The 26,051-nt window shown below is 73.2% G+C and carries 31 protein-coding genes and 3 tRNA genes; 11 read left to right on the top strand and 23 right to left on the bottom strand.

Annotated elements, in window-relative coordinates:
• Window positions 1–7 precede the first annotated feature (7 nt).
• The 6 genes from WJX68_RS14710 to WJX68_RS14685 all read right to left on the bottom strand — a co-directional run bounded on the left by WJX68_RS14710 (window position 8) and on the right by WJX68_RS14685 (window position 6,560).
• The gene (locus WJX68_RS14710; protein WP_340291083.1) at window positions 8–1,459 is read right to left on the bottom strand and encodes an MCE family protein; all 1,452 of its coding nucleotides are present in this window, start codon (window positions 1,457–1,459) and stop codon (window positions 8–10) included.
• Window positions 1,456–2,298 carry an MlaE family ABC transporter permease gene (locus WJX68_RS14705; protein WP_340291081.1) on the bottom strand — a complete coding sequence of 281 codons (843 nt, stop codon included), beginning with the start codon at window positions 2,296–2,298 and terminating at the stop codon, window positions 1,456–1,458. The genes WJX68_RS14710 and WJX68_RS14705 overlap by 4 nt, the downstream gene beginning before the upstream one ends.
• Window positions 2,299–2,303: 5 nt before the next feature.
• Window positions 2,304–3,077: an MlaE family ABC transporter permease gene (locus WJX68_RS14700; protein WP_340291079.1), complete on the bottom strand. Its 774-nt coding sequence runs from the start codon at window positions 3,075–3,077 to the stop codon at window positions 2,304–2,306.
• Window positions 3,074–4,186 (bottom strand): ABC transporter ATP-binding protein, encoded by a 1,113-nt coding sequence (locus WJX68_RS14695; RefSeq protein ID WP_340291077.1) that lies wholly within the window; start codon window positions 4,184–4,186, stop codon window positions 3,074–3,076. Before WJX68_RS14695 ends, WJX68_RS14700 begins: the two co-directional genes overlap by 4 nt.
• A 309-nt stretch (window positions 4,187–4,495) precedes the next feature.
• Entirely contained in the window at window positions 4,496–5,074 is a 579-nt protein-coding gene (locus WJX68_RS14690) for a TetR/AcrR family transcriptional regulator (RefSeq protein WP_340291075.1), read from the bottom strand.
• A gap of 64 nt (window positions 5,075–5,138) precedes the next feature.
• Window positions 5,139–6,560 carry an aldehyde dehydrogenase family protein gene (locus WJX68_RS14685; RefSeq protein WP_340291073.1) on the bottom strand — a complete coding sequence of 474 codons (1,422 nt, stop codon included), beginning with the start codon at window positions 6,558–6,560 and terminating at the stop codon, window positions 5,139–5,141.
• Between the two features lie 103 nt (window positions 6,561–6,663).
• Between WJX68_RS14685 and WJX68_RS14680 the strand changes: the two genes are divergently transcribed.
• From WJX68_RS14680 to WJX68_RS14665, 4 genes are read left to right on the top strand one after another with little or no spacing between them, the layout of a single operon-like run.
• Entirely contained in the window at window positions 6,664–7,080 is a 417-nt protein-coding gene (locus WJX68_RS14680; RefSeq protein WP_062397883.1) for an SCP2 sterol-binding domain-containing protein, read from the top strand.
• Window positions 7,077–7,856 (top strand): coniferyl-alcohol dehydrogenase, encoded by a 780-nt coding sequence (locus WJX68_RS14675; RefSeq protein WP_340291069.1) that lies wholly within the window; start codon window positions 7,077–7,079, stop codon window positions 7,854–7,856. The genes WJX68_RS14680 and WJX68_RS14675 overlap by 4 nt, the downstream gene beginning before the upstream one ends.
• A gap of 37 nt (window positions 7,857–7,893) precedes the next feature.
• On the top strand, window positions 7,894–9,168 hold the full coding sequence (locus WJX68_RS14670) for a cytochrome P450 (RefSeq protein WP_340291067.1): 1,275 nt from the start codon (window positions 7,894–7,896) through the stop codon (window positions 9,166–9,168).
• Complete coding sequence (locus tag WJX68_RS14665; RefSeq protein ID WP_340291065.1) at window positions 9,165–10,184, top strand: LLM class F420-dependent oxidoreductase; 1,020 nt, start codon at window positions 9,165–9,167, stop codon at window positions 10,182–10,184. The genes WJX68_RS14670 and WJX68_RS14665 overlap by 4 nt, the downstream gene beginning before the upstream one ends.
• A 59-nt stretch (window positions 10,185–10,243) precedes the next feature.
• Here the strand turns inward: WJX68_RS14665 and WJX68_RS14660 are convergent, their stop codons facing one another.
• The 3 genes from WJX68_RS14660 to WJX68_RS14650 all read right to left on the bottom strand — a co-directional run bounded on the left by WJX68_RS14660 (window position 10,244) and on the right by WJX68_RS14650 (window position 13,744).
• Window positions 10,244–11,227: a R2-like ligand-binding oxidase gene (locus WJX68_RS14660; protein WP_340291063.1), complete on the bottom strand. Its 984-nt coding sequence runs from the start codon at window positions 11,225–11,227 to the stop codon at window positions 10,244–10,246.
• A gap of 45 nt (window positions 11,228–11,272) precedes the next feature.
• Window positions 11,273–12,379, bottom strand: coding sequence for an NDMA-dependent alcohol dehydrogenase (locus tag WJX68_RS14655; protein ID WP_340291061.1), 1,107 nt, complete (start codon window positions 12,377–12,379; stop codon window positions 11,273–11,275).
• A gap of 81 nt (window positions 12,380–12,460) precedes the next feature.
• Entirely contained in the window at window positions 12,461–13,744 is a 1,284-nt protein-coding gene (locus WJX68_RS14650) for a sensor histidine kinase (protein ID WP_340291059.1), read from the bottom strand.
• A gap of 53 nt (window positions 13,745–13,797) precedes the next feature.
• Here WJX68_RS14650 and WJX68_RS14645 point away from each other — a divergent pair, with 53 nt between their 5' ends.
• The 3 genes from WJX68_RS14645 to WJX68_RS14635 all read left to right on the top strand — a co-directional run bounded on the left by WJX68_RS14645 (window position 13,798) and on the right by WJX68_RS14635 (window position 16,263).
• Entirely contained in the window at window positions 13,798–14,472 is a 675-nt protein-coding gene (locus WJX68_RS14645) for a response regulator (protein WP_340291057.1), read from the top strand.
• A 184-nt stretch (window positions 14,473–14,656) separates the two neighbouring features.
• Entirely contained in the window at window positions 14,657–15,067 is a 411-nt protein-coding gene (locus WJX68_RS14640; RefSeq protein ID WP_340291055.1) for a sterol carrier protein, read from the top strand.
• Between the two features lie 95 nt (window positions 15,068–15,162).
• Complete coding sequence (locus WJX68_RS14635) at window positions 15,163–16,263, top strand: CaiB/BaiF CoA transferase family protein (protein ID WP_340291050.1); 1,101 nt, start codon at window positions 15,163–15,165, stop codon at window positions 16,261–16,263.
• 66 nt (window positions 16,264–16,329) lie between these two features.
• Here WJX68_RS14635 and rplA read toward each other — a convergent pair whose 3' ends face one another.
• The 14 genes from rplA to rpmG (WJX68_RS14565) all read right to left on the bottom strand — a co-directional run bounded on the left by rplA (window position 16,330) and on the right by rpmG (WJX68_RS14565) (window position 21,704).
• Window positions 16,330–17,055, bottom strand: coding sequence for a 50S ribosomal protein L1 (gene rplA, locus WJX68_RS14630; RefSeq protein WP_340291048.1), 726 nt, complete (start codon window positions 17,053–17,055; stop codon window positions 16,330–16,332).
• An 86-nt stretch (window positions 17,056–17,141) separates the two neighbouring features.
• Entirely contained in the window at window positions 17,142–17,576 is a 435-nt protein-coding gene (rplK, locus tag WJX68_RS14625; protein ID WP_340291046.1) for a 50S ribosomal protein L11, read from the bottom strand.
• 71 nt (window positions 17,577–17,647) lie between these two features.
• Complete coding sequence (gene nusG, locus WJX68_RS14620) at window positions 17,648–18,601, bottom strand: transcription termination/antitermination protein NusG (protein ID WP_340291044.1); 954 nt, start codon at window positions 18,599–18,601, stop codon at window positions 17,648–17,650.
• 61 nt (window positions 18,602–18,662) lie between these two features.
• Window positions 18,663–19,010, bottom strand: coding sequence for a preprotein translocase subunit SecE (secE, locus tag WJX68_RS14615; protein ID WP_340291042.1), 348 nt, complete (start codon window positions 19,008–19,010; stop codon window positions 18,663–18,665).
• Between the two features lie 132 nt (window positions 19,011–19,142).
• Window positions 19,143–19,218, bottom strand: a tRNA-Trp gene (locus WJX68_RS14610).
• A gap of 112 nt (window positions 19,219–19,330) precedes the next feature.
• Window positions 19,331–19,777, bottom strand: coding sequence for a MaoC/PaaZ C-terminal domain-containing protein (locus WJX68_RS14605; RefSeq protein ID WP_340291040.1), 447 nt, complete (start codon window positions 19,775–19,777; stop codon window positions 19,331–19,333).
• Entirely contained in the window at window positions 19,774–20,223 is a 450-nt protein-coding gene (locus WJX68_RS14600; protein ID WP_340291038.1) for an FAS1-like dehydratase domain-containing protein, read from the bottom strand. The genes WJX68_RS14605 and WJX68_RS14600 overlap by 4 nt, the downstream gene beginning before the upstream one ends.
• A 2-nt stretch (window positions 20,224–20,225) precedes the next feature.
• Window positions 20,226–20,393, bottom strand: coding sequence for a 50S ribosomal protein L33 (gene rpmG / locus WJX68_RS14595; protein ID WP_340291036.1), 168 nt, complete (start codon window positions 20,391–20,393; stop codon window positions 20,226–20,228).
• A 41-nt stretch (window positions 20,394–20,434) separates the two neighbouring features.
• Window positions 20,435–20,510, bottom strand: a tRNA-Met gene (locus tag WJX68_RS14590).
• Window positions 20,511–20,550: 40 nt separating this feature from the next.
• Window positions 20,551–20,623: transfer RNA gene (locus WJX68_RS14585), tRNA-Thr, on the bottom strand.
• Between the two features lie 126 nt (window positions 20,624–20,749).
• The gene (gene rpsN, locus WJX68_RS14580) at window positions 20,750–21,055 is read right to left on the bottom strand and encodes a 30S ribosomal protein S14 (RefSeq protein WP_340291034.1); all 306 of its coding nucleotides are present in this window, start codon (window positions 21,053–21,055) and stop codon (window positions 20,750–20,752) included.
• Complete coding sequence (gene rpmB / locus WJX68_RS14575) at window positions 21,055–21,291, bottom strand: 50S ribosomal protein L28 (RefSeq protein WP_340291032.1); 237 nt, start codon at window positions 21,289–21,291, stop codon at window positions 21,055–21,057. Before rpmB ends, rpsN begins: the two co-directional genes overlap by 1 nt.
• A 3-nt stretch (window positions 21,292–21,294) precedes the next feature.
• Complete coding sequence (gene rpsR, locus WJX68_RS14570; protein WP_340291030.1) at window positions 21,295–21,537, bottom strand: 30S ribosomal protein S18; 243 nt, start codon at window positions 21,535–21,537, stop codon at window positions 21,295–21,297.
• Window positions 21,537–21,704 (bottom strand): 50S ribosomal protein L33, encoded by a 168-nt coding sequence (rpmG, locus tag WJX68_RS14565; RefSeq protein WP_340291028.1) that lies wholly within the window; start codon window positions 21,702–21,704, stop codon window positions 21,537–21,539. Before rpmG (WJX68_RS14565) ends, rpsR begins: the two co-directional genes overlap by 1 nt.
• 83 nt (window positions 21,705–21,787) lie before the next feature.
• Between rpmG (WJX68_RS14565) and mrf the strand changes: the two genes are divergently transcribed.
• From mrf to WJX68_RS14545, 4 genes are all read left to right on the top strand, one after another.
• Window positions 21,788–23,032 (top strand): ribosome hibernation factor-recruiting GTPase MRF, encoded by a 1,245-nt coding sequence (gene mrf / locus WJX68_RS14560; protein WP_340291026.1) that lies wholly within the window; start codon window positions 21,788–21,790, stop codon window positions 23,030–23,032.
• Window positions 23,032–23,202, top strand: coding sequence for a 50S ribosomal protein L32 (gene rpmF, locus WJX68_RS14555; protein WP_340291024.1), 171 nt, complete (start codon window positions 23,032–23,034; stop codon window positions 23,200–23,202). The genes mrf and rpmF overlap by 1 nt, the downstream gene beginning before the upstream one ends.
• Before the next feature lie 93 nt (window positions 23,203–23,295).
• Window positions 23,296–23,517 (top strand): hypothetical protein, encoded by a 222-nt coding sequence (locus WJX68_RS14550; RefSeq protein WP_340291022.1) that lies wholly within the window; start codon window positions 23,296–23,298, stop codon window positions 23,515–23,517.
• Between the two features lie 73 nt (window positions 23,518–23,590).
• On the top strand, window positions 23,591–26,051 hold a 2,461-nt coding region (locus tag WJX68_RS14545; RefSeq protein WP_340291020.1), incomplete at its 3' end, for an ATP-binding protein.

Below are 26,051 nucleotides of genomic sequence, written 5' to 3'. Positions count from 1 at the left end.
AGCCTGCTCACGTCAGCGTCACCTCCGTGCCGCGCAGCAGCGGGCCGACCATGGTGCTGCTCCAGGCCGGGACGGCCTCCGGGGAGCTGCCCTGGTGGGCGGCCAGCAGCTGGGCGACGACCTGCTGCTCACCGGGGGAGTTCGCGACACCCATGTCGGTCGAGCCGCGGTAGGACGACGGCTGGACCTGGCTTCCGCCGACGGTGTCGCCGCCGATGGTGCCCAGGATGGGCGGCAGCGTGCCCGCAGCGTTGCCCGGGCTCTGGTCCCGGATCAGGTCGAAGCTGTTGGTGCCGTCGTAGGTGCCGTAGGTGTCGACCCCGAAGTCCTCGGGGTTGCCCATCGGCTGGCCGGGCGGGGCCGGCGGCGGCACGGAGCCGTCGCGGAACGGGCCGTCCGGCGGGTACTGGGTGCCCGTGGGGACCGGGATCGGGTAGCAGCGCGGACCGCGGTCGTCCTCGTAGCGCGGCTCGTCCTGGTTGGGCAGGTACTTCGGCTTGAAACCCGCGATCTCGAGCGTGATGTTCACGCCGACCCGGTCGGTGCCCGGCCGGATCGCGTTGTTGATCTTCGGGATCAGGTCGACCAGCTGCCGGGTCAGGCAGGGGAACTCGGGCGAGTACCGGGCGAGGGTCTCCAGGGTCGGCCGGCTCGCGGCCGACACCCCGATGATGTTCTCGCCGTTGGCGTCCAGGAAGGCCCGCAGGTCGTCGGAGGCGCCGGTGATCGACCGGTAGAGGTTCCGCAGCCCCTCGCGCTTCTCGACGATGGTGCGGCTGGTGACCGTGAGGTTGTCCAGCGCGTCGAGCAGGTCCGGCGCGGCCTGGTTCAGGTTGTCGGAGAACGTCGCCAGCTGGCGGATGTCCTCCTGCAGGTCCGGCACGGCCGGGTTCAGGCCCGCGACCAGCGTGTTCAGCTGGGTGAGCGTGTCGCCCAGCTGGTTGCCGCGGCCCTGCAGCGCCTGGGAGAGCGAGCCGAGGGTGGTCGCCAGGTCCTGCGGGCGGACGGTCTGCAGCAGCGGGAGCAGCTCGTCGAGCACCCGCTCGACCTCGAGCGCCGCCTGGCTGCGGTCCTCGGGGATGACGTCGCCCGCGGCGAGGCGGGCCGTCGACGGCGCGGCCGGCGGGACCAGCGACACGAACTTCTCGCCGAACAGCGTCTTGGGCAGCAGCTGCGCGGTGACGTTCTCCGGGATCTGGTCGAGCATCGCCGGGTTCATCGACATCTGGATGCTCGTGGTCGTGCCGTCGGAGACGACGTCGTCGACCTGGCCGACGATCAGGCCGTTGACCTTGACGTCGGAGCGCTCCTGCATCTGCGTGCCGACCCGGGCCACGTTCAGCGTGACCGGGACCCCGGAGGAGAACACCCCGGCGTACTGGGCGACGGCCAGGCCGAGCAGGACGACGATGACGGTGACGAAGGCCAGTCCCTGCAGCACCCGCTTGGTGGACCTCATCCGGCCACCCGCACCGAGGTCGAGGTGCCGAACATGACCAGCGTGAGGAAGAAGTCGAGGACCGCGGTGCTCACGATGGACAGCCGCACCGCGCGGCCGACCGCGACGCCGACGCCGGCCGGGCCGCCCTTGGCCGAGTAGCCGTAGTGGCAGTGGATCAGGATGATCACCGTCGCGAACACGATCACTTTGAGATAGGACAGCAACACGTCGCTGACCGGCAGGAACAGGTCGAAGTAGTGGTCGTACGTACCGCCGGGCAGCCCGTTGATCAGCGTGACGTTGATCCGCGAGGCGGCGTAGCTGGCGAGCAGGCCGAGCGTGTAGATCGGGATGATCGCGACGATGCCGGCGACGACGCGGGTGGTGACCAGGTAGGGCACCGACGGCACCGCCATGACCTCCAGCGCGTCGATCTCCTCGGAGATCCGCATCGCGCCGAGCTGGGCGGTGAAGCCCGCGCCGAGTGTCGCGGTCAGCGCCGAGGCGGCGACCAGCGGGGCGATCGAGCGGGTGTTGAAGTAGGCGGTGATGAAGCCGGTCAGGGCCTCGACGCCGAGGGCGTCCAGGGCCCGGAAGCCCTGCAGGCCGACCAGCGAGCCGACGAACAGCGACAGCGACGCCATGACGCCGACCGTGCCCAGGATGACGATGAGGGCACCGGAGCCGAAGGACACCTCGGCCAGCAGCCGGGCGACCTCCTTCTTGTACCGGGTCAGCGTCTTGGGGATCCAGAGGATCGACCGGACGTACAGCGAGAGCTGGTCGCCCAGTTCCTCGAGCTGGTTGAGCGGCGCCTGGGCGGCCCGGCGGGCACGCGCACCGAGTGGGGTGGCCATGTGGATCAGAAGCCCTTCGGCGGGACGAGCTCGAGGTACAGGGCGGTGAGCACGAGGTTGATCAGGAACACGAGCACGAAGGAGATGACGACGGCCTGGTTGACCGCGTCACCGACGCCCTTCGCGCCGGGCGGCGGGTTGAGCCCGCGGAAGGCGGCCACGACACCGGCGACGATGCCGAACAGGAACGCCTTCATCTCGGAGACGACGATGTCGCTGACCTGCGCGATCGCCGAGAAGCTGTTGATGTAGGCACCGGGCGAGCCGCCCTGGATGATGACGTTGAAGAAGTAGCCGCCCGCGACGCCGACGCAGGTCGCGAGCCCGTTCAGCACGACCGCGGTGATGCCCATCGCGAGCACCCGCGGCACGACGAGGCGCTGGATCGGCGAGATGCCGAGCACCTCCATCGCGGCGATCTCCTCGCGGATGGTGCGGGCGCCGAGGTCGGCGCAGACGGCGCTGCCGCCGGCACCGGAGATCAGCAGCGCGGTGACGATCGGCGCCGCCTGCTGCACGATCGCGAGGACCGAGCCGGCGCCGGTCTGGGACTGGGCGCCGAACTGGCGGGTGAGCTCACCGAGGAGCAGGGCGATCGTCGCGCCGAAGGGGATGGTGAACAGCGCGGTCGGCAGCGCCGAGACCTTGGTGACGAACCAGGTCTGCTCGACGAGCTCGCGCCACTGGAACGGCCGGCGCAGGCCCTGGCGGCCGATCTCGGCGAAGAGGCCGAAGAACTTGCCGACCGGGGTGAGCGCCCGCGTGACGGGGCTGCTCACCGGTCACCGCCGGAGAGCTGGTGCCGTCCGCGCGGGTCGGGGGTGTCCTCGGTGATGCGGGGGTGGACGTCGGTCGGGTGCTCGTCGCGGGGCTCCTGGCGGGTGTTCCCGTCCCGCGCCGGACGAGCGAACTCCGAGGTCGCGTCGGACTCGGCGTGCTGCTCACGGATCGCCTCCTGCGCCGACTCCGGGAGCTCGTGCATCATCGCCTCCACCCGCTCCCGACGACGGTGCACCGCCTGCCGGTCCGGCATCCCCGTCGACGCCACCAACTGCGGCTTCATCGGCGGACGCCCCTCCAGCTCACCCGCCTCCTCCATCTCCCGCGCCGCCTGCGCCGCGTCCTTCTCCTCCGACATCCCGATCGGCCCCTCACGACGCCCGTTGAGGAACTGCGCCACCACCGGCTCGTCCGAGGTCAGCAACACCTCCCGCGGACCGAACATCGCCAGATGCTTGCGATACAACAACCCGATGTTGTCCGGCACCGTCTGCGCCGAATTGATGTCATGGGTCACGATCAGGAACGTCGAGTCCGTCATCGCGTTCAGATCGATGATCAACTGATTCAGGTACGCCGTCCGCACCGGATCCAGACCCGAGTCCGGCTCGTCGAACAGAATGATCTTCGGATCCAGCACCAACGCCCGCGCCAGCCCCGCACGCTTGCGCATCCCACCCGAGATCTCCCCCGGCAGCTTGCCCTCCGCACCCACCAGACCGACCATGTCGATCTTCTCCATCACGATGTCGCGGATCGCCGACTCCGACTTACGCGTGTGCTCCCGCAACGGGAACGCGATGTTGTCGAACAGATTCATCGACCCGAACAACGCACCGTCCTGGAACAGCACCCCGAACAGCTTGCGGATCTCATACAGCTCGGACTCCGAGCACCGGCACAGGTCGACGCCCTCGATGACGATCGAGCCCTTCTCCGGCTTCAACAGCCCGATCAGCGACTTCAGGAACACCGACTTCCCCGTACCCGACGGGCCCAGCAGCACCGACACCTCGCCCGGGGGCAGGGTCAGCGTCACGTCCGACCAGATGTTGGCCCGACCGAAGGACTTCGTCAGCCCCTCGACCTTCACCTCGACACCGGCCACGTGTCGCCTCCTCGCGCAATCGACCGATCGATCCGCACCGGGGCCCGGGAACGCTGGGGAGCGGGGGCCAGTCTTCGGTGCTGAACGGAACAACGAGGGCGGGAGGCCGGAGTTACTGGCCGGTGGGAGTGGAAGCCGGATCTTGACCATAACGTCGTCTACGTTATGGTGACCGTCCGTCATCACCTGGAGCGGAATGTCGCGGACCGTGGGTAACAGTGCTCCCCACCGGGGAGCAGGGCTGGTCCGAACGGCGCGATTGCTGCGGTACGACCGAATCGGCGGCCACGCCCCCACCCGCTCGGAGGATCACCCGATCGGCGGCGTCACGTGCGGGGCGTGCGACAGGATGAGGTCCTGGTAGTCGTCGAACAGGGCACGCAGGAGATCCCGGTCGCGGGGGTCGCAGGTCTGCTGGTAACCGGCCATCAGCGAGATGCCGAAGATGGCGAGCCTGCGGGCGGCGTCCGGGTCGGGCACGACGTCGGCCACCACCTGCTCCAGCGCGATCCGGCGCTGCACGTCCACCCGCGCCTGGGCGCGGCCGACCTCGGGGTCGATCTGGGCCCACGCCCGGATCGCGGCCTCGGCGTCGTGCCGCAGGGCCACCGTGAGCTGCTTGACCACGTCGATCCGCTCGACCGGGTCCGCGGTCGCCCGGGCCAGCTCGACGACCCGGTCGGTCTGCTCGGCCTCCCAGTAGCGCAGCAGGCCACGGACGAAGCCGGCCCAGCCGCCGAAGTGGTGGTAGAAGGACCCACTGGTCACGCCGAGCGACCGGCACAACGGACCGATCTTGAGCCCGGCGGCGCCCTCGCGCGCGAGGATCGACATCGCGGCGTCGTAGTACTGCTCGGCAGCGATCTGCCGACCCGCTCTCCTGGCCACCCCGCCCGCCTCTCTCCACGACCCGTGCCGACCCACCAGGGTGCCACGCCGGGCGCGTGTCCGATCAGAAGATCCTGCGCAGCAGGCGCTCGGTCCGCCCGTCGTAGGGCGGGTAGACGATGCCGGGGTCGGGCCGGGCCGGCTTGCGCAGCACCGCCCGCCGGTGCGAGAAGGTCTCGAACCCGAACCGCCCGTGGTAGGCCCCGGAGCCGCTGCGCCCCACTCCCCCGAAGGGCAGCTGGGGCACCAGCACGTGGAACATCAGGTGGTTGACCACGGTCGCTCCGGCGGGGACCTCGCGGGTGACCCGCTCCGCGGTGCGCGACGAGCCGGTGAACACGTAGGCGGCCAGGGGCTTCGGACCGGCGTTGACGTGCGCGATCGCGGCGTCGACACCGTCGACGGTCAGCACCGGCAGGATCGGGCCGAAGATCTCCTCGGTCATCAGCCGGGACCCCGGCCGCGGGTCGAGCACGACCGTCGGGTCCCCGGTGCGGGTCTCCGGGTCGATCGTCCCGCCGGCCACCACGGTGCCCCCGTGGTCGTCGGCGAGCAGGCCCGCGAGCCGCGCCGCCTGCCGGGCGTCGACGATCCGCACGCCCCCGCCCTCACCGGCGCGCATCCGCGCGGTCTCGGCGACGAGCCGCTCGACCAGCTCGTCGCGGACGGCGGAGTCGACGAGCAGGTAGTCCGGGGCGACGCAGGTCTGGCCGGAGTTCATGAGCTTGGTCCAGGCGATCCGGCGCGCGGCGACCTCGACGTCGGCGTCCGCGGCCACGATCACCGGGCTCTTCCCGCCCAGCTCGAGGGTGACCGGGGTCAGGTGCGGTGCCGCGGCGGCCATCACCTTCGCCCCGACCTCCGGGCTGCCGGTGAAGAACGCGTGGTCCAGGCCCTGGGCGAGCAGCTCCTGGGTCTCCCCCGGCCCCCCGGTGACGACGGCGACGGCGTCCGGATCGGTGTAGCGCGGCAGCAGCCGGGCGAGCACCTCGGCGGTCGCGGGCGCGTACTCCGACGGCTTCACCACGGCGCAGTTCCCGGCCGCGAACGCGGCCACCAGCGGCGCGAGCGTGAGGTACGCCGGGTAGTTCCACGGCCCGATGACCAGCACGACCCCGAGCGGCTCGTGCACCCAGCGCGCCGACCCCGGTTGCACCGACAGGGGCAGACCGACCCGGTGCGGGCGCATCCAGCGGCGCAGGTGCCTCCGGGCGTGGCGGGACTCCGCGACGGTCGGGGCCAGGTCGGCCATCCATGCCTCGACGCGGGGACGGCCGAGGTCCGCGGCCAGGGCCGCGACGAACTCGTCCTCGGCCTCGGTGAGCATCCGCTCCAGACCGCCCAGCTGGCGCAGCCGCCAGCTCCGGTCACGGGTCCGGCCACCACGGAACGTGGCGCGCAGCCGGGCCACCTGCTCGGCGACGGACGGCCCGCCGGCGTCCGCTCCCACGGCCCCGGTGGGCCCACCGGTCTCGGTCACGCTCATCGGCGGCTCTCCCACGTCGTCGGGGTCGGGTACTTCCCCAGTAACATAATCTACGTTACGTTCCGGGTACAAGGTCACACACTCACGACGACGTGGAGGAACCGTGCCCGGATTCGCCGACGAGGACGAGCTGTACCGCTACATCGGTGGCATCTTCGAGGCCGCACTGGCCGACCCCGAACTGGAGCCCAAGCTCCGCGGCACCGGACTGGTCCTGCGCCAGCAGTGCACCGACCCCGACTCCGCCCTGATCATCGACCTGCCCGGTGCGAAGGTCTGGAAGGGCTCCGATGCCGGCGCCCCCGAGCCGCAGGCCACGATGACCATGTCCACCGAGACCGCGAACGCCTACTGGCAGGGCACCGTCAACCTGACCTTCGCCATGGCCAAGGGCAAGGTGAAGGTCGACGGCACCGTCACCAAGCTCCTGCAGCTCGCGCCGCTGTCCAAGCGCCTGTTCCCGACCTACGTCGAGCGTCTCAAGGCCGACGGCCGCGAGGACCTCCTGGTCACCACGTGAGCCGCCGGGTGCTGGTGACCGGTGCCGCGTCCGGGATCGGCGCCGAGGTCGCACACCGGTTCGTCGACGCCGGCGACGAGGTCGTCTCGCTGGACCTGAAGGACACCCCCGTCGGCGTCGCGCGGCACGTGCACTGCGACCTGTCCGACGTCGCGTCGATCGACGCCGCCGTCGCCGCCCTGGACGGGGAGTTCGACGCCCTCTGCAACGTGGCGGGGGTGCCCGGCACCGCGCCCGCGGAGCTCGTGCTGCGGGTGAACCTGCTCGGGCTCCGTCACCTGACCGAGTCGGTCGTCGAACGGATCCGCCCCGGTGGCGCGATCGTGAACGTCGCCTCCATCGCCGGCTACGGCTGGGCCGACCGGCTGACCGCACTGCGCGAGCTGCTCGCCACCGACACCGTCGACGAGGGGCTCGCCTGGTTCGCCGAGCACCCGCAGGCGGGCAACGCCTACAACTTCTCGAAGGAGGCCCTGATCGTCTACACGATGCTCATGGCCCCCGTGTTCGGCGAGAACGGGGTGCGGATGAACGCCGTCTGCCCCGGACCGGTCGAGACGCCCATCCTCGGCGACTTCGAGGAGTCGATGGGCAAGGAGAACCTCGACGCGCTCTCCGCGTTCCTCGGCAGGCACGCGACCCCCGCCGACATCGCCGGACCGGTGCTGTTCCTGGCCGGCCCGGAGTCCGCCTGGATCAACGGGCACGCGCTCGTCGCCGACGGCGGCATCAGCGGTGCCGTGCTGACAGGCATGATCCCCCCACCCGAGATCTGATCCGGTTCCGACGACGCAACCGCGAGGAGGCAACCCCGTGACCACGACGGAGAAGCGCCCGTACGACCCGCTCGACATCTCCACCCAGGCGTTCTGGGCACAGACCCCGGACGTCCGCGAGGAGCGGTTCGCCGAGCTGCGCCGCGAGCGCCCGCTGTCCTGGCACCCGCCGGCCGAGACCGATCTGCTGCCCGACCCGGACGCCCCCGGGTTCTGGGCGCTGGTCACCCACGCCGACATCCAGGCCGTCAGCCGCGACGCCGAGACCTTCGCGTCCGGCCAGCAGTACGGCGGCGTGATGCTGGAGGACGTGCCCGAGGACATGCTGGAGGCCGCGCACTCCATCCTCGCGATGGACGCACCGCGCCACCACCGCCAGCGCAAGGTCATCAGCTCGGTGTTCACCCCGCGCCGGGTCCGGCAGATCGAGGAGCAGATCGCCGAGCAGGCCCGGCTCATCGTCGACGACCTGCTCGCCGGCGACGGCTCGGCGGACTTCGTGACCGCGGTCGCGGCGCGGCTGCCGATGTGGACGATCTCGCAGATGATCGGCATCCCGCCGGAGAAGCGGCAGGAGGTCGCCGACGCCGCCAACGCCATGGTCGGCTGGAACGACCCGGACTACATCGGCGAGGGCGACCCGATGGCGGTGCTGCTCAACGGGCTGATGACGCTGCACACGGCGTCGTTCGAGCTGTCCGCGCTGCGCCGCGAGTCCCCCGCGGACGACCTGATGACCGCCCTGGTGCAGGCCGAGGTCGACGGCGACGCGTTGACCGACGAGGAGATCGCGGCGTTCTTCGTCCTGCTGTGCGTCGCGGGCAACGACACCACCCGGCAGACCTCCAGCCACGCGATCCTCGCGCTGGACCGCAACCCCGAGCAGAAGCGGCTGCTGACCGAGGAGTTCGACGACCGGATCACTCCGGCCGTCGAGGAGTTCGTCCGCTGGGCCAGCCCCGTGCTGACCTTCCGGCGCACCGCGACCCGGGACACGGAGATCCGCGGGCAGAGGATCGCCGAGGGCGAGCGGGTCGTGCTGTTCTACCACTCCGGCAACCGCGACGACGCCGTGTTCGCCGACCCGCACGACTTCGACATCACCCGCGCCGAGAACCCGCACGTCGGCTTCGGCGGCGGCGGCCCGCACTTCTGCCTGGGCCACCACCTGGCCAAGACCCAGCTGCGGGCGCTGTTCCACCAGCTGCTCACCCGCGTCCCGGACCTGTCGGTCGGCGAGCCGGAGTGGCTGACCGGCAACTTCATCAACGGCATCAAGCGGCTGCCGGTCACCTTCGGGACGGGCTCGTGAAGCTCGGTCTGGCACTCGGCTACTGGGGTGCCGGGCCGCCGCCGGGGACCGTGGAGAAGGTCGACGCCGCCGAGGACCTCGGCTTCGACTCGATGTGGACGGCCGAGGCCTACGGCTCGGACGCGTTCACCCCGCTGTCCTGGCTCGGTTCCCGGACCACGCGGATGCGCCTGGGCACCTCGGTGGCGCAGATGTCGGCCCGCACCCCCACGGCGACGGCGATGGCCGCCATGACGCTGGACCACCTGTCCGGCGGGCGGATGGTGCTGGGCATCGGGGCGTCCGGGCCCCAGGTCGTCGAGGGCTGGTACGGGCAGCCGTACCCGAAGCCGCTCGCACGCACCCGCGAGTACGTCGGGATCCTGCGCGACACCATCGCGCGGGAGAAGGTGGTCTCCGGCGGACCGCACCACCCGATCCCGTACCCGGGCGGCACCGGGCTGGGCAAGCCGCTGCGCTCGACGCTGCACCCGTACCGGACCGACCTGCCGATCCTGCTCGCGGCCGAGGGCCCGAAGAACGTCGCGCTGGCCGCCGAGATCGCCGACGGCTGGCAGCCGCTGTTCTACGCGCCCCGCCACGACGCGCACTACCGCGCGTCGCTCGACGCCGGGTTCGCCGCCCGCGGCGGCCGGCCCGGGGGCTTCGAGGTCGTCTGCATGGTGCAGGTCGTCCTCGACGACGACGTCGAGGCCGCCGCGGACCGGCTGCGCCCGTTCCTCGCGCTCTACATCGGCGGGATGGGCGCGAAGGGCGCGAACTTCCACTACGAGGTCTTCGCCCGCATGGGCTACGAGGACGAGTGCGCCCGCATCCAGGAGCTCTACCTCGGCGGGGACAAGCAGGCCGCGGCGACGGCCGTCCCCACCTCGATGGTCGAGCAGGTGGCGCTGGTCGGCCCGGCGGCGAAGATCGCCGAGGAGCTGCCGGTGTTCCGCGACTCGCTGATCACGACGATGGTCGTCGACGGCAGCCCGGAGCACCTGCGCGCCGTGCGCGAACTCGTCGACGGCTGAGCCCGCCGCAGGACCGCGGGCCCCGGCCCGCCGCGTGCGGGACCGGGGCCGTCGGCGTCCTAGGACGCGGCCGCCGCGGCCAGGACCTTCTGGTCCTCGGCGTGGAAGCGCTCCTCCAGCTGCTCGGGCTCCGCGTCGGCGTCGATGGTGCGCACGTCCGCCCCGCGGGCGGACTCGATCGCGCCGAGCCGGCGGCCGACCTTGTCCATCGCGTACTCGGCGAGCTCGTTCAGGTCGATCCCGAAGGGCGCCTGCCCCTCCGGCCACCGGTCGACGGTCCCGGTGACGACGCCCATGGCCGGCACCATCAGCTCCTGCATGCGCTCGTCGACGACCGCCCACAGCCCGTCGTCGGCCGCGACGTGACGGCGGCAGGTGAAGGTGCCCCAGGCCATGTGGCGACGCTCGTCGTCGCCGATGTGCTTGATGACCTTCTGCATCCCGGGCAGGATCCCGCGCTCGGCGCAGATCTTGTGCCAGGCGAAGTAGCCGGTGAGCGCGAGCGTGCCCTCGACGACGTGGTTGTAGGTGACCGAGGCCCGGATCTGGTTCGCCGGCGACGGGTCGTCGGCCAGCGCGTACAGGCTCTGCGGCAGCGCCCGGGTGAAGATCTCCAGGTAGTGCTCGTTGTGCTCGATGTAGGAGTGCAGGTCCTCGGTCATCCCGACCGCGTCGAACCACAGCCGGAAGGCCTGGGTGTGCTTGGCCTCCTCGTAGACGAACTGGGTCAGGTACATCTCGTCGCCCAGCCGGCCCTCGGCCGCCATCGCCGCGACGAACGGCTGGAGGTCCTGGGTGACCGACTCCTCGCCCGCCATGAACTGGGCGGCCAGCGCGCAGGTCTGCCAGCGCTCGTCGTCGGTCATCGCGGCGAAGTCCGCCGCGTCCCGGGTGAAGTCGATCGACGACGGGTCCCAGTGCCGCCCGTTGCCCTTCGCGAACAGCCGCATCGGGAACGAGTCCTGACGCAGCCGTCCGGGTGACAGGCTGGCGAACCCGTCCCGCTTGCCGTGCTCGATGGTGCGCGTGGTGGTGACGCTCAACGTGCGGCTCCTTTGCCGTCGCTCGAGACCCGGACCGCCGGACGGTCAGTACCGGATGAGACCCCTGATGTTGCGCCCGGAGCGCATGTCCTCGTAACCCTCGTTGACCTGGTCGAGGGAGTACTCGCGGGTGATCAGCTCGCGCAGCTTGAGCTGACCGAGGTTGTGCATCTCCAGCAGGCGCGGGATGTCGAACTGCGCCGCCGAGCTGCCGAACAGCGCGCCGCGGATCTGCTTCTCGTACAGCGTGAGGTCGAGCAGCGACAGCGACGCCGTCTCCTCCTCGGCCCGCGCCAGCGCGGTGACGACGACGCGGCCGCGCTTGCCGACCAGCTGCAGCGCGGGCTGCAGGTCCTCCCCCATCGCGACACCGGTGCACAGGATGGCGGCCTCGGCCATCTGGCCGCGGGTCACCTCGCTGACGATCTCCCACGCCTCGTCGATGCTCGCGGCGACGTGGGTGGCGCCCAGCTCGCGCGCACGCTCGCGCTTGTGCTCGACCGGGTCGGCGGCGACGACGTAGCGGCAGCCGGCCGCCCGGGCGCCCTGCACCGCGTTCGCGCCGATGCCACCGACGCCGATGACGACGGCGGTGTCGCCGGCCCGCAGGTCCGCGGTGCGCACCGCGGAGCCGAAGCCGGTGGTGACGCCGCAGCCGACCAGCGCGGCCAGGTCCAGCGGGAAGCCCTCGTCGATCTTCACCGTGGACTTCACCGGGACGACGGTGTGCCGGGCGAACGTGCCCAGCAGGCACATCTGGCCCAGGTCCTCGCCGCGGGCGTGGAAACGGTAGGTGCCGTCGAGCTGCGGGCCGAGGGTGGCGCCGGCGCCGTCGTTGCACAGGTTCGGCCGGCCCGTGTTGCAGTACGGGCACCGCCCGCAGGACGGGAGGAAGGTCATCACGACCGGGTCGCCGACCTCCAGCTCGGTGACACCGGGCCCGACCTCGATCACCCGGCCGGCGCCCTCGTGCCCGCCGACCATCGGGAGCACCGCGGGCAGGTCCCCGGTGACCAGGTGCTCGTCGGAGTGGCACAGCCCCGACGCGGTCAGCTCGACCATCACCTCACCGGCGTTCGGGGAGTCGAGCTCGACCTCCTCGATCTCCCACTTGCCGCCCGGTTCCCACAGCACCGCTGCCGTCGTCCGCATGGCGGTCGATCCTGGCCGGACGGCCGGGCGGGTCACACCCGCCGCCCGCGCCAGTGCTGGCCCCCGGGTGCCAGGCGGGGCTCAGGCGGGTGGCAGCGGCAGGCTGAGGCGGGCGACGAGCCCGCCGCCCTCGCGCGGGAGCAGGCTCAGCTCGCCGTCCATCGCCGACGCCAGCGCCTCGGCGATCCACAGGCCGAGACCCGCGGTGCCGCGCCGCTCCCCCAGCGCGACCCCCTTGGCCGTCACCACGCCCTCCTGGCCGGGCGGCAGGCCCGGGCCGCGGTCGCGGACCTCGGCGACGAGGACGGCGCCGTCGTGGGCCAGGTGCAGGTCGACCGGCTCGTCACCGGAGTGGCGGGCGGCGTTCTCGGCGAGGTTCGTGAGCAGGCGCCGCAGCCGCTGCGGGTCGCAGAGCACCGCGGCGTCCGGCGGCTCGACGGTCGCGCGGCGGCGCGGCGCGCTGATCCCGGCCGCGTCCCCGACGGCGTCGGCCAGCTCGGCGAGCACGACCCGGCGCGGCCGGTTGCGGCCGAGCGGGCTGCCGTCGGCGACGGCGAGGTCGGCCAGCCCGTCGAGCATCTCCTGCAGGTGCGCGGCGTGGTCGGCGAGCAGCCGCGACGCCGTCCGGGCCGGTTCCCCGGTGAGCCGGCCCGCGGCGAGGTCGGCCGACAGCGCGGTCAGCGACGCCACCGGGGTGCGGAACTCGTGCAGCACCACCCGCGCCCCGTCGAGCCGGGCCCGGCTCTGGGAGACGATCCGGTCGCGCAGCGCCCGCTCGGACAGGTAGCGCTCGTGCTCGCTCTCGGCCCGCGCGCGGGTGGTCGCGATGTCGGCGAGCTGGCGCTCCAGCAGCCGCACGAGCACCCCGGTGAGCACGGCCGTGGCGAACAGGAAGCCGGTCCACCACACCCCGGCGGTCAGCGCGTCGGCCGCGGTGACGCCCGGGCCCGACCCGAGCAGCGCCGCGACGGTGTAGCCGACGCCGAGACCGAGCGCGGCCGCCCGGCCCACCCGGTGGCCGCCGCGCAGCGCGATCGCGATGACGACCAGCGGCAGCGCCGCCACCATCGGGCTCGCGACGCCGCCGGTGAGCCCGCAGGCGAGCAGCGCGAGCACCCCGTCCACCCCGGTCAGCACCGCGGGCCGGACGGGCAACCTGCCGCGCAGCACCGAGATCGCCGCCAGCGCCGCGGCGTACACCGCGGTCAGCCCGATCAGGACCGCCGCGACCGCCGGCCGCTGCGCGGCCAGGTCCGGGCGGAGCACCAGGAGGGCGACCGCGGCGAGCACGACGCACAGGCGCAGCACGACGGCCTGGCGCTCCTCGCGGGTGCGCTCGGGGAGCTCGTCGGGCTGGGTACTCACGGCGGCGGCCTCTCCGACGGGGGCGGGGTCGGCCGTCACACTAGGCTCGCGCCATGTCCACCGCGCCGACCGCGCCGCACGTGGTCGTCATCGTCGACGACCACGCCCTGTTCGCGCAGGGGCTGGCGCTGCTGCTGGAGTCCCGGGCCGGGGACACGTTCCGGGTCGCCGGGTCGACGACCGTGGGCGAGGAGGCCGTCGCGCTGGTCGGGAAGCACCGGGCGGGGATCGCGATCGTCGACCTCGCGCTGCCCCCGCTGGGCGGGGTGGAGACGATCCGCCGGATCCGCGCCGCCTACCCGGCCACCCGGGTGCTGGCGTTGTCGGGCACCGAGGACCTCGACCTGGCCGCCGCCGCGATGCGCGCCGGCGCCGACGGCTACCTGGGCAAGTCCGCCGACCCGGAGGTGCTGGTCGCGCCGCTGCTGTCGATCGCGGCCGGGGTGCGGGTGCTGCGTGCGGAGCTGCTCGACGCGTTGCTCGTCGCGGCCGACCGCACCGCCGACGGCCTGCTCGACCGGCTCGGCGAGCGCGACATCGAGCTGTGGACGCTGCTGGCGCGGGGTCTGGAGACCGCCGACATCGCCCGCCCGATGCTGGTCAGCGAGCGCACCGCCAAGCGCATGATCGCCTCGCTGCTGCACAAGCTGGGCGCGGCGAACCGGATCGAGGCGGCCGCGCTGGCCGGGCGGTGCGGGCTGCTCGACGAGCACCCGGCCGGCCGCTGAGGTCCGACCGGCCGGCGCGGACCCGGGCAGCGCGGCCACGGCCCGGCAGGCTCGTCCTGCTGCACGGCCCGGACGGGCCAAGCCTGGCCCGGTGATCGGCTGCGCTCCCCGGACGGCGCGGGTCAGACTCCCCGCGACGTGCCGGGCGGCATCGTGCCCGGCCACATCTCGCGAGGAGGCGCTGATGGCCGTGTTCGCCGACGAGGCCGAGGTCTACGAGTACCTGGGCGGGGTGTTCCGGATCGGCATGGCCGACCCGGACCTGGTCGCGAAGCTGCAGCCGTCCGGGGTCGTCCTGCGGATCACCTACACGAACCCGGACGCGGTGATCACCGTCGACATGCCGAACTCGGAGATCCACACCGGGGCCGGCGCGGGGCCCGACCCGAACATCGAGCTGTTCATGTCCGCCGACACCGGCAACCGCTTCTGGCTGGGCAAGGTCATCCTCCCGGTGGCGCTGGCCAAGGGCGACGTCCGCGCGAAGGGGCCGGTCTCCAAGGTCCTCAAGCTGCTGCCGATCGCCAAGCAGCTGTTCGGGCCGTACAAGGCCAAGCTCGAGGCCGACGGCCGCGACGACCTGCTGAAGGCCTGACTCCCACTACCACGAGCCGGCCGGGGACCCGACCGGCCGGCCGCCGCCGGTCGCTACCGTCGCCGGGACACGACCACGCGACGAGGAGGTCCACGGTGACACGGGGCAGGGGTCCGCTGGCCGGACTGAAGGTGATCGAGCTGGCCGGGATCGGGCCGGGACCGCACGCGGCGATGATCCTCGGGGATCTCGGTGCGGACGTGGTCCGGATCGACCGGCCGTCGGGCGGGCTGAAGCTCGGCTCCGACGACGTGCCGGACCCGACGACACGCGGCCGGCGCACGGTCACCGCCGACCTGAAGGACCCGGCGGGCCGCGAGACGGTCCTGCGCCTGGTCGAGCGGGCCGACGTGCTGCTGGAGGGCTACCGCCCGGGCGTGACCGAGCGGCTCGGCGTCGGTCCGCAGGACTGCGCGGCCCGCAACCCGCGCCTGGTCTACGGCCGGATGACCGGCTGGGGGCAGGACGGTCCGATGGCGCCGCGCGCCGGACACGACATCAACTACATCTCCCTCACCGGCGCGCTGCACGCGATCGGCCGCTCCGGCGAGCGCCCGGTCCCGCCCCTGAACCTGGTCGGTGACTTCGGCGGCGGGTCGATGCTGCTGGTCATCGGGGTGCTGGCGGCGCTGTGGGAGGCCAGGGCGTCCGGGCAGGGCCAGGTCGTCGACGCGGCGATGGTCGACGGCGTCAGCGTCCTGAACCAGATGTTCTGGGGCTTCCTGTCGCAGAACGCCTGGACCGACGAGCGCGACTCCAACCTGCTCGACGGGCACGCGCCGTTCTACGACACCTACACCTGCGCCGACGGCGGGCACATGGCGGTCGGGGCGCTGGAGCCGCAGTTCTACGCCCAGCTGATCGCCGGGCTGGGGCTGACCGAGGACGAGCTGGGCCACCAGTACGACCGCGCCGGCTGGCCGGCGATGCGGGCCCGCTTCACCGAGGTGTTCGCCTCCAAGCCGCGCGACGAGTGGGCCGCGGTCTTCGACGGCACCGACGCCTGCACCACCCCGGTGCTGTCGTTCGCCGAGGCCCGCGAGGACGCCCACCTGAGCGCCCGCGGCACGATCGTCACCTCCGAGGGCGTCCCGCAGGCCGCCCCGGCGCCGCGGTTCTCCCGCACGGTCACGGAGACCGCCACCCGCGCGACCGGGCCCGAGGACGTCGACGACGTCCTGCGCGACTGGGCCTGAGGGCGCACACGACGACGCCCCCGGTTCCGTCCGGAACCGGGGGCGTCGTCGTGTCGTGCAGGGAGATCAGTCGGTCTCCTCCGCGTCCGCGACCAGGAGGTTGCGGGTGCGGTTCGGGTCCACCTGGATGCCCGGTCCGGTGGTGGTGGAGACGGTGATCTTCTTGACGTAGCGGCCCTTGGCGGCCGACGGCTTGAGCCGCAGGATCTCGTCGTAGGCGGCGCCGTAGTTCTCCACCAGCTTCTCGGTGTCGAACGAGGCCTTGCCGATGACGAGGTGCAGGTTGGCCTGCTTGTCGACCCGGAAGTTGACCTTGCCGCCCTTGATCTCGTTGATGGCCTTCGTGACGTCCGGCGTCACGGTGCCCGTCTTCGGGTTCGGCATCAGGCCACGCGGGCCGAGGATGCGGGCGATGCGGCCGACCTTGGCCATCTGGTCCGGGGTCGCGATGGCGGCGTCGAAGTCGAGCCACCCGCCCTGGATCCGCTCGATGAGGTCCTCGGCGCCGACGGCGTCGGCCCCGGCGGCCTCGGCCTCGGTGGCCTTGTCACCGGTGGCGAACACGATCACCCGGGCGGTCTTGCCGGTACCGTGCGGCAGGTTCACGGTGCCGCGGACCATCTGGTCCGCCTTGCGGGGGTCGACGCCCAGCCGCATCGCGACCTCGACGGTCGCGTCGGTGTTCTTGCTGGACGTGTCCTGGGCCAGCTTCGCCGCGGCGAGCGGCGAGTAGAGGCGGTCCGCGTCGATCTTCGCGGCGGCCTCGCGGTAGGCCTTGCTGCGCTGTGCCATCTGTCCTCGTCTCCTTCGGAGGTCAGGTCGTGGTAGGAGCCGCGCCCGGCTCTCCCACGCTTACGGAAAGGTCTGTGTGGACCGGGTCAGCCGTCGACCGTGATGCCCATCGACCGGGCGGTGCCGGCGATGATCTTGGCGGCCTGGTCGAGGTCGTTGGCGTTGAGGTCGGCCATCTTGGTCTGGGCGATCTCGCGCACCTGGTCCATGGTCACCGAGGCGACCTTGGTCTTGTGCGGCTCACCGGAGCCCTTCTCGACACCGGCCGCCTTGAGCAGCAGCCGCGCCGCCGGCGGGGTCTTGAGCTCGAAGGTGAACGAGCGGTCCTCGTACACCGAGATCTCGACCGGCACGACGTTGCCGCGCTGCGACTCGGTCGCGGCGTTGTACGCCTTGCAGAACTCCATGATGTTGACGCCGTGCTGACCCAGCGCGGGGCCGACCGGCGGGGCCGGGTTCGCGGCACCGGCCTGGATCTGGAGCTTGATGATCGCGGAGAGCTTCCGCTTCTTGGGGGGCATGTCCGTTCCTCAGTGATCGATGTGCACGCCGCGCGGCCCTGCCTCGCCACGGACGTTCCTCACGGGCGCTCTCAGATCTTCGAGACCTGGTTGAACCCGAGCTCGACCGGGGTCTCCCGGCCGAAGATCGAGACGAGCACCTTGAGCTTCTGGGCGTCGACGTTGACCTCGGAGATGCTCGCCGGGAGCGTGGCGAACGGCCCGTCCATGACGGTGACCGACTCGCCGACCTCGAAGTCGACCTCGATGGTGGGGGCACCGCCGGACGAGGCGGCACCACCGGTGGACGCGGCCCTGCCGGCCTCGGCCTCCTTCTTGGGGGCCTCGGTCTTCGGCAGCAGGAACTTCACGACCTCGTTCAGGGCCAGCGGCGACGGCTTGTTCGTGGCACCCACGAAGCCGGTCACGCCCGGGGTGTTCCGGACGGCGCCCCAGGACTGGTCGTTGAGCTCCATCCGCACCAGGATGTAGCCGGGCAGCACCTTGCGCTGGACCTTCTTGCGCTGCCCGTTCTTGATCTCGGTGACCTCCTCGGTGGGCACCTCGACCTGGAAGATGTAGTCCTCGACGTCCAGGGTCTGGGCCCGGGTCTCGAGGTTGGACTTCACCTTGTTCTCGTAGCCGGCGTAGGAGTGCACGACGTACCAGTCGCCGGGGGCGCGGCGCAGCGCGGCGCGCAGCTCCTCCTCCGGGTCGACGTCCTCGTCGGGCTCCTCGGCCTCGGCGGCCGTGTCACCGTCCGTCTCGGCGCTCGCGTCGTCGCCGGCCGCGTCCTCGGCGGCCGCGTCCTCGGCGGTCGGGACGGCCTCGCCGTCGCCCGCCAGGGTCTCGGCCTCGGCGCCGGGGGTGGAGTGGTCGTCGGCGTCGGTGTAGTCACCGGAGACGACGTCCTCGCCGTGCGCCGCCTCGACGTCGGCGTCCTGGACGGACTGCTCGGGCAGCGTCTCGTCGGCCGCGTTCTCGGCGACGGCGTCGATCGCGGCCTCGTCGGCCGCCTCGTCGTACGCCTTGCTGTCGGAGGTCACGTCCTACTCGCTTCCATGTTCGGTGTCGTCGGTCGGCGCCGGTACGGCGTTCGTGCTCGCGTCAGTTGCCGAACAGCAGGGAGACGCCCTCGGCGAAGGCCGAGTCGAGCACGAACACGAGCGCCACCATGAACGACACGAAGACCAGGACCGCGATCGTGTACTTCACCATCTGGCCGCGGTCGGGCCAGATGACCTTGCGGAGCTCGGCGACGACCTCGCGCAGGAACCGGGCGATCCGCGCGAACGGGGAGGGCTTCTTCTCCTTCGTCGCGGCGGCGGCCCGGGTCGGCGTGGCGCGCCCCTTGCCGGGGGTGTTCGCGGAGCCGGCGGCCCGTCGGCCCCGACGGTCGGCGGCGTTGCTCGGGCGCTCCCGCCCGGGCCGCTCCGACTCGTGCTCGTCGCTCACGCCTGTCGCCCTCCGCACGTGGCGGGCGTCCGCCCGCCCTCGGTCACGTCCTCCGTCTCGGGAGAACCCTCGTCGCTTCGCCGTCCGTGCCGTCGGCCGCGCCACCGTGAACTCCGGTGACCTGCGGCGTCGTGGCAGGGGTGACAGGACTTGAACCTGCAACCTGCGGTTTTGGAGACCGCTGCTCTGCCAATTGAGCTACACCCCTTTGCCCCGATCCGCCCTGCTGGGCGGCGGGGCGGGCGCGACCGATCATCCGGTGCGCCCGGCTGTTCCGAGTGTACGCACCCGCTCCGGCGGGTCCGTACCCCGGGGTCGGCTCAGCCCGGGAGGACGACCTCGGCCCGTGCGCGTCCGAGCACCGCCTTCCCCTCGAAGGTGGCCTTGAGGTCGACGACGGCGATCCGCTCACCGCCCTCGTCGCGGACCTCGGCGACGGCACCGGACAGCTCGACGGTGGCGCCGGCGTCGTCGTCGGGGACGACCACGGGGCGCGTGAAGCGGGTGCCGTAGCTGCGGATCGCGGCGGGATCGCCGGTCCAGGCGGTGAGCACCCGCCCGGCCAGTGCCATCGAGAGCATCCCGTGCGCGATCACCCCGGGCAGGCCCGCGGAGCCGGCGACGCGGTCGCTCCAGTGGATCGGGTTGAGGTCACCGGAGGCGCCGGCGTAGCGGACCAGGTCGGCGCGGGTGACCTGCACCGACAGCGAGGGCAGCGCGTCGCCCTTCGCGACCGAGGCGGCGGTGTCCGGGGTCAGCGCGGTCATGCGTCCTCCCCCGCCGGGCTCACCAGCATCGAGTGCGTCGTCGCGACGGCGGCGCCCGAGGCGTCGGTCACCTCGCAGCGCAGGGTGAGCATGTGGTTGCCCGCCCGCGTCCGGAGTTCGTCGACGTGCAGCACGGTCGTCAGCTCGTCACCGGCGACGACCGGGCGGCGGAACACGATCCGCTGGTCGCCGTGGACCATGCGGGTGTAGTCCCAGCCCAGCGCCGGGTCCCTCAGGAACTCCTCGATGACCGGCATCGTGAAGCACGTGGGGAACGTGGGCGGAGCGACGAGGTCGCGGTGGCCGGCCGCCCGCGCGGCGTCCGGGTCCCGAAACAGCGGATCGCCGTCACCGATGGCGACGGCGAACTCGCGGATCTTCTCGCGACCGACCTGGTACGGCCCGACCGGGTCGGTGCTGTGACCGACCCAGGACTGGTCGACCACGCTCAGCGGGTCTCGCGGTGGGCCCGGTGGGTGCCGCAGTTCGGGCAGAACTTCTTGACCTCGAGCCGGTCGGGGTCGTTCCGCCGGTTCTTCTTGGTGATGTAGTTGCGGTGCTTGCACTCCTCGCAGGCCAGAGTGATCTTCGGCCGCACGTCCGTGGCCTTGGCCATCGCGGGTGCCTCCCAGCTGTCTCGGTGATGGTGCGCCAGTGTGGTGACGATGGCCGGACTTGAACCGGCGACACAGCGATTATGAGCCGCTTGCTCTACCAACTGAGCTACACCGTCATGCAAGAAGCCCCGCCGCATGCGACGAGGCCCCTTGTAGAGCCCCCTTACGGAATCGAACCGTAGACCTTCTCCTTACCATGGAGACGCTCTGCCGACTGAGCTAAGGGGGCGGCAGCGCCGGTGGCCCGCGCGGCCGTGGGCCGCGCTCTCACCGACGAAAAGAACTCTACACGGGGGTCCCGGGCCCCCGAACGGGGGGTCCCGGAACCCGATCCGTGCAGGTCAACCGCTGTTCGTCACCAGCTCGACTTGCGGACACCCGGAAGTGCCCCGTCGTGCGCGAGCTCGCGCAGGCGGACCCGGGACACCCCGAACTTGCGCAGGTGCCCGCGCGGCCGGCCGTCGACCGAGTCGCGGTTGCGGACCCGGGTGGCGCTCGCGTCACGCGGCTGGCGGCGCAGCTCGGCCACGGCGGCCTCGCGTTCGGCGTCCGGCGTCGAGGGACGGGCGATGAGCGCCTTGAGCTCGGCGCGCCGCTCGGCGTAGCGGGCGACGATCCGCTTGCGCCGCTCGTTCTTCGCGATCTGTCCGGTCGTGGCCATCAGACCTTCACCCCGTTCGCCCGGATCTTCGCCACCGCGGCGGAGACGCCGATCCGGTCCACCGTCCTGATCCCCTTCACCGACAGCGTCAGCCGCACCCAGCGGTTCTCCTCGGCCAGCCAGTAGCGGCGGGTCTGCACGTTGGGGTCCCAGCGCCGGCTGGTGCGACGGTGGGAGTGCGAGACCGACTTGCCGAACCCCGGCTCGCGGCCGGTGAGGTCACATCGCTTCGACATCGCTCACCGCCCCGCGTGCGGGTAGGGCAGCAGGGCCATCTCGCGCGCGTTGCGGATCGCGACGGCGACCTGGCGCTGCTGCTGGCCGGTCAGCCCGGTCACGCGGCGGGCGCGGATCTTGCCGCGGTCGGAGATGAACGTGCGCAGCAGCGCGGCGTCCTTCCAGTCCACGTGCTCGATCCCGCGGGCCTTCAGCGGGTTGGCCTTGCGGCGGGGCGCCCGGGTGGGCCTGGCGCGGGCGGGCATCAGCGCTCCTCCTTGAACTCGACGTGGCGACGCAGCTTGGGGTCGTACTTGCGCAGGACCAGCCGGTCCGGGTCGTTGCGCCGGTTCTTGCGGGTCACGTAGGTCGTGCCGGTACCCGCGGTCGAGCGCAGCTTGACGATCGGCCGGACGTCGGTCGACTTGGCCATCGCGAACCCCTCCTCTCAACATGGGAATCGTTTTCGTTTAAGCTACACCCGACCGTGACCACGTCGGACTCCGGGAGGACGTCATGACCGAGCTGGTGGTCCTGTGCGGGACCGAGCGCGACGGGGTGGAGCGCACGATCGCCCGGATGCGCGAGCTCGACCCGGGCGTCGTCGTGCTGCACCACGACCTGCACGACCTGGGCCGTGGGCTGGTGCACCGCCGGCTGCGCGACCACGACCGCGACGAGCGCACCGTCCTGGAGCTCGCCCACGGCTGCGTGAGCTGCACCATCCGCGAGGACGTGCTGCCGACCCTGGCCGAACTGGCCGGGACCGTGGGGCGGGTGGTGCTGCACCTCGACCCGCGCCTGGAGCCCGAGCCGGTGTGCTGGGCACTCGGGTCGGTGCTGTTCGAGCCGGGCGACGGGCGGGAGGCCTGCACCGCCGTCGACCTCGTCGACCTGCGCGGCGTGGTCGCCGTGCTGGACCCGGACTCCTGGCTGGAGGACGCGACCGGGGACGCGACGCTGCCCGAGCGCGGCCTGTCGACCCTGCCCGAGGACGAGCGGACGGTCGCGCAGCTCGCCGTCGGCCAGGCCGAGTTCGCCGACGTCCTGGTCCTGACCCGGTCGGTCGGGCCGGCCGGGGCGGACCGCACCGCCGCCGTCCTGGACCGGCTGTGCCCCACCGCACCCCGGCTGCTCGCCGGCCGCGCCGACCACCGGGTGTTCTGCGACGGCCTGGGCCCCGAGGCCCGCCGCGGCGTCCCCGGCGGCGTGCACGACCCGCTGCTGCGCGGCGCGCCCCCGCTGGAGGCCGACAGCGGCGTGCGCACCCTGCTGTTCTCCGCCCGCCGCCCGTTCCATCCCGACCGGCTGCACGAGGCGATCGACTCGCTGCTCGACGGCGTCGTGCGCGCCCGCGGCCGGATCTGGCTCGCCACCCGGCCCGACGCCGTCCTGTGGGTCGAGAGCGCCGGCGGCGGCATGCGGATCGGGCACGCCGGCGACTGGCTCGCCGGTGCCGACGACTCGGCCTGGGCCGAGGCGGGCGACCAGCGCCGGGCGCTGGCCGCGCTGGCCTGGCACCCGCGCTGGGGCGACCGCGCCCAGGACCTCGTCGCGATCTGCCACGACGCCGACCCCGACGAGATCGACGCCGCGCTGCGCGCCGCCCTGCTCACCGACGCCGAGATCGCCGCCGGCGAGGACGCGTGGACCGCGCTGCCCGACCCGTTCGGCTGGGCGCACGACGAGCCCTGCGAGGACCCCGCACCGGTGTCCCTGCAGGACCCCACCCTGCGAGACGACCCCCGAGGAGAGATCTGATGGCCGTACCCAAGCGGCGCATGTCGCGCGCCAACACCCGCCACCGCCGGTCGCAGTGGAAGGCGACCACGCCGGACCTGGTCCCGGTCACGCTCCAGGGGCGCCGGCACCTCGTGCCCCGCTCGCTCGTGCCGGCCTACCGGCGCGGCCTGCTGCCGCCGCCGGCGTAAGGGACCGGCCCTTACCCGGACCGGGCCCGGGCGGTCCGGGGCGACGTGATCGCCCGATGCCCGGGCCGTCCCCTCAGCGGCAGGGTCGGTCCCATGCTGATGACCACCGTCCCGATGGACCACCTCGTCGCCCTGGCCCGGGAGCGGCAGTGCCTGCTCCGCGCCGAGGCCGACCGCGAGCGTCTCGCCCGCGCGGTGCGCGGCCCCGCGCCGCACGGCCGGCTGCGGGCCCTGCTCGCGGGCTGGTGGCGGCGGCGCCCGCTGCCCGACCCGGCCGGGCATCCGGGCCGGGCGGTGCTGCGGCCCCGTGCCTGACCGGGCCGTCACCGGTCCCCGGCGCGGCGCGATCGCGCCGGGGGCGTCGGTGTCCCGTGCCACCATGCGTCGCATGACGGGTGGGGCGGCGGGTCCGGCGCACGAGGTGTCCGTCGGCCCGGAACCGGCCGGCGGACTCGTCGGCCGCGACAGCGAGCTGGCCGACCTGGGCCGCGCCCTGGACACGGCACGGTCGGGCCGGGCCTGCGCCGTGCTGCTGGCCGGCGAGGCGGGGATCGGCAAGACCCGTCTCGCCACCGCCCTCGCCGCCCGGGCCGCCGACGCCGGGGTGCGGGTCGTGCTGGGCCGCTGCCTGGACTCGGGCGGCGCCGCACTGCCCTACCTGCCCTTCTCCGAGGTCCTCGCCGCGCTGGCCGAGTCGGGGACCGTGCTCCGCCCGGTGCTGGCCGGGCTGCTCCCCGGTGCCCCGGTCACCGGTGGCCCCGCCGGCGCCGGCGACGACTCGGGGCGGCTGCAGCTGTTCGACGCGGTGGCCGGGGCCGTGCGGGACGCCGCGGCGGAGGCCCCGCTGCTCGTCGTGCTGGAGGACCTGCACTGGGCGGACCGCTCCACCCGCGAGCTGCTCGCCTACCTGCTGGCCCGGCTCGGGTCCCAGCGCCTGCTCGTGCTGGCGACCTACCGCTCCGACGACCTGCACCGGCGCCATCCGCTGCGTCCGGCGCTGGCCGAGCTGGTGCGGCTGCCCGCCGTGCGCCGCCTGGAGCTGGGTCCGCTCGACCCCGAGGCCGTGCTCGCACTCGTGCGCGGACGGGCCGTGCCCGGCCGGGAACCGGACGAGGCGACGATGCGGCGGATCGCGGCCCGCAGCGAGGGCAACGCCTTCTACGCCGAGGAGCTGCTCGCCGCGGGGTCCGGCGGCCTGCCGGGCGGGCTGGCCGACGTCCTGCTGACCCGGCTGGACCGCCTCGGCGAACCGGCCCGCGCGGTCCTGCGGGTCGCGTCGCTGGCCGAGCGGCGGATCCCGCACGACCTGCTGCGCGACGCGTCGGGGCTTCCGGCCGCGGAGCTGGCCGAGGGCCTGCGCGAGGCCGTGTCGCACCACCTGCTCGTCCCCGACCCGGCGCCGGGCGCCGAGTACTACGCGTTCCGGCACGCGCTGCTGCGCGAGGCCGTGCACGACGACCTGCTCCCCGGCGAGCGGGTCACGCTGCACGCGCGCCTCGCCGAGCTGCTCGCCCCGCGGGAGGGCGAACCGGGGGTCGCCGCCGAGCTCGCCCGGCACGCGCTGGCCGCGCACGACCTGCCGCGAGCGCTCGCGGCGTCGGTGGTGGCCGCCCGCGAGGCGGACCGCCGGCACGGTCCGGCCGAGATGCTGGTCCACGCCGAGCGGGCGCTGGAGCTGTGGTCCGCGGTCGCCGACCCCGAGCGCGTCTCGGGGATCGCGGAGAGTGTGCTCACCCGGGAGGCCGCCTGGGCCGCCAGCGCCTCCGGCGACCCGGTCCGCGGCACCGCGCTCGGTGCCCGCGCGGTGCGGGTCGCCGACCTGCACGAGGGCCCGCGGGCGCGCGCCGACGCCCGGCGCCGGTACGCGATGCGCCTGCTCGACGACGGCTCCCGGATCGAGGAGGCGATCACGGTGGCGTCCGCCGCCGTCGCGCTGCAGGAGCACGAGCCGCCGGGGACCGTCCTGGCGTGGTCGCACGCCGTCCTGGCGCGGGCGCTGCTGAACGCCGACCGTGCCGAACCCGCCTGGACCCACGCCCGGGCGTCGCTGGCGGTGGCGCGCGCGCTGCACGAGACGGCGCCGCCGCCCGAGGGCTCGCCGGAGTACCTCGACCTCGGCGCGGTCTGCGCCGACGCCCTGATCACGCTGGCCTTCTGCGCCCGGATGGAGGGCGACCCGCAGGCCGCCCGGGACCGGCTCGCGGGCGCCGCCGCGCTGGCCGCGGCCTCGGGCAACCGCGTCGTGGAGCTGCGGACGGTGTGGAACCGCGGGGTCTCCTTCATCGAGGACGGGCTGCTCGACGCCGCCGCCGACGAGCTCGCCGAGGGCGTGCGCCGGGCCCGGGAGCACGGGCTGCACCGCGGCGGCTACGGCTTCGAGTTCCGCGTGGCCCAGGTGCGGGTCGACTTCCAGCGCGGCGCCTGGGACGAGGCCGTGCGGATCGCCGCCGACGTCGACCCCGCGCTGCCGTTGCGGGTGACCGGCCAGCTCGCGGTGGCGGGCGCGCAGGTGACCGTCGCCCGCGGCGAGCTCGACGCCGCGGAGGAGCTGCTCACCGCCCTGTCGGCCGAACCGCCGCCGCACGACCAGGCCGCCCTGTTGCAGGGCGTCGTGGGGGCCGAGGCCGCCCTGTGGCGCGGGGACCCCGGCCGGGCCGCCGACCGGGTCGCCGCCGCGCTGGCCGTGCTGCGGGCGGAGTACCCGCACCACCTCGGGGAGCTGGCGCTGTGCGCGCTGGGCGCCGCCGCGGCGGCCGACCTGGCCGTCGCCGCGCGGGGGGCGGGCGACGGCCGCGCCGGGGAGCACGCCGCGGCGGCCGCGGAGCTCGCGTCCGCCGCCGCGGTGACCG

Origin of the sequence: Pseudonocardia spirodelae (assembly GCF_037727765.1) — a bacterium.
Lineage (GTDB): Bacteria > Actinomycetota > Actinomycetes > Mycobacteriales > Pseudonocardiaceae > Pseudonocardia > Pseudonocardia spirodelae.
This window is presented reverse-complemented; position numbering and strand designations above follow the sequence as displayed.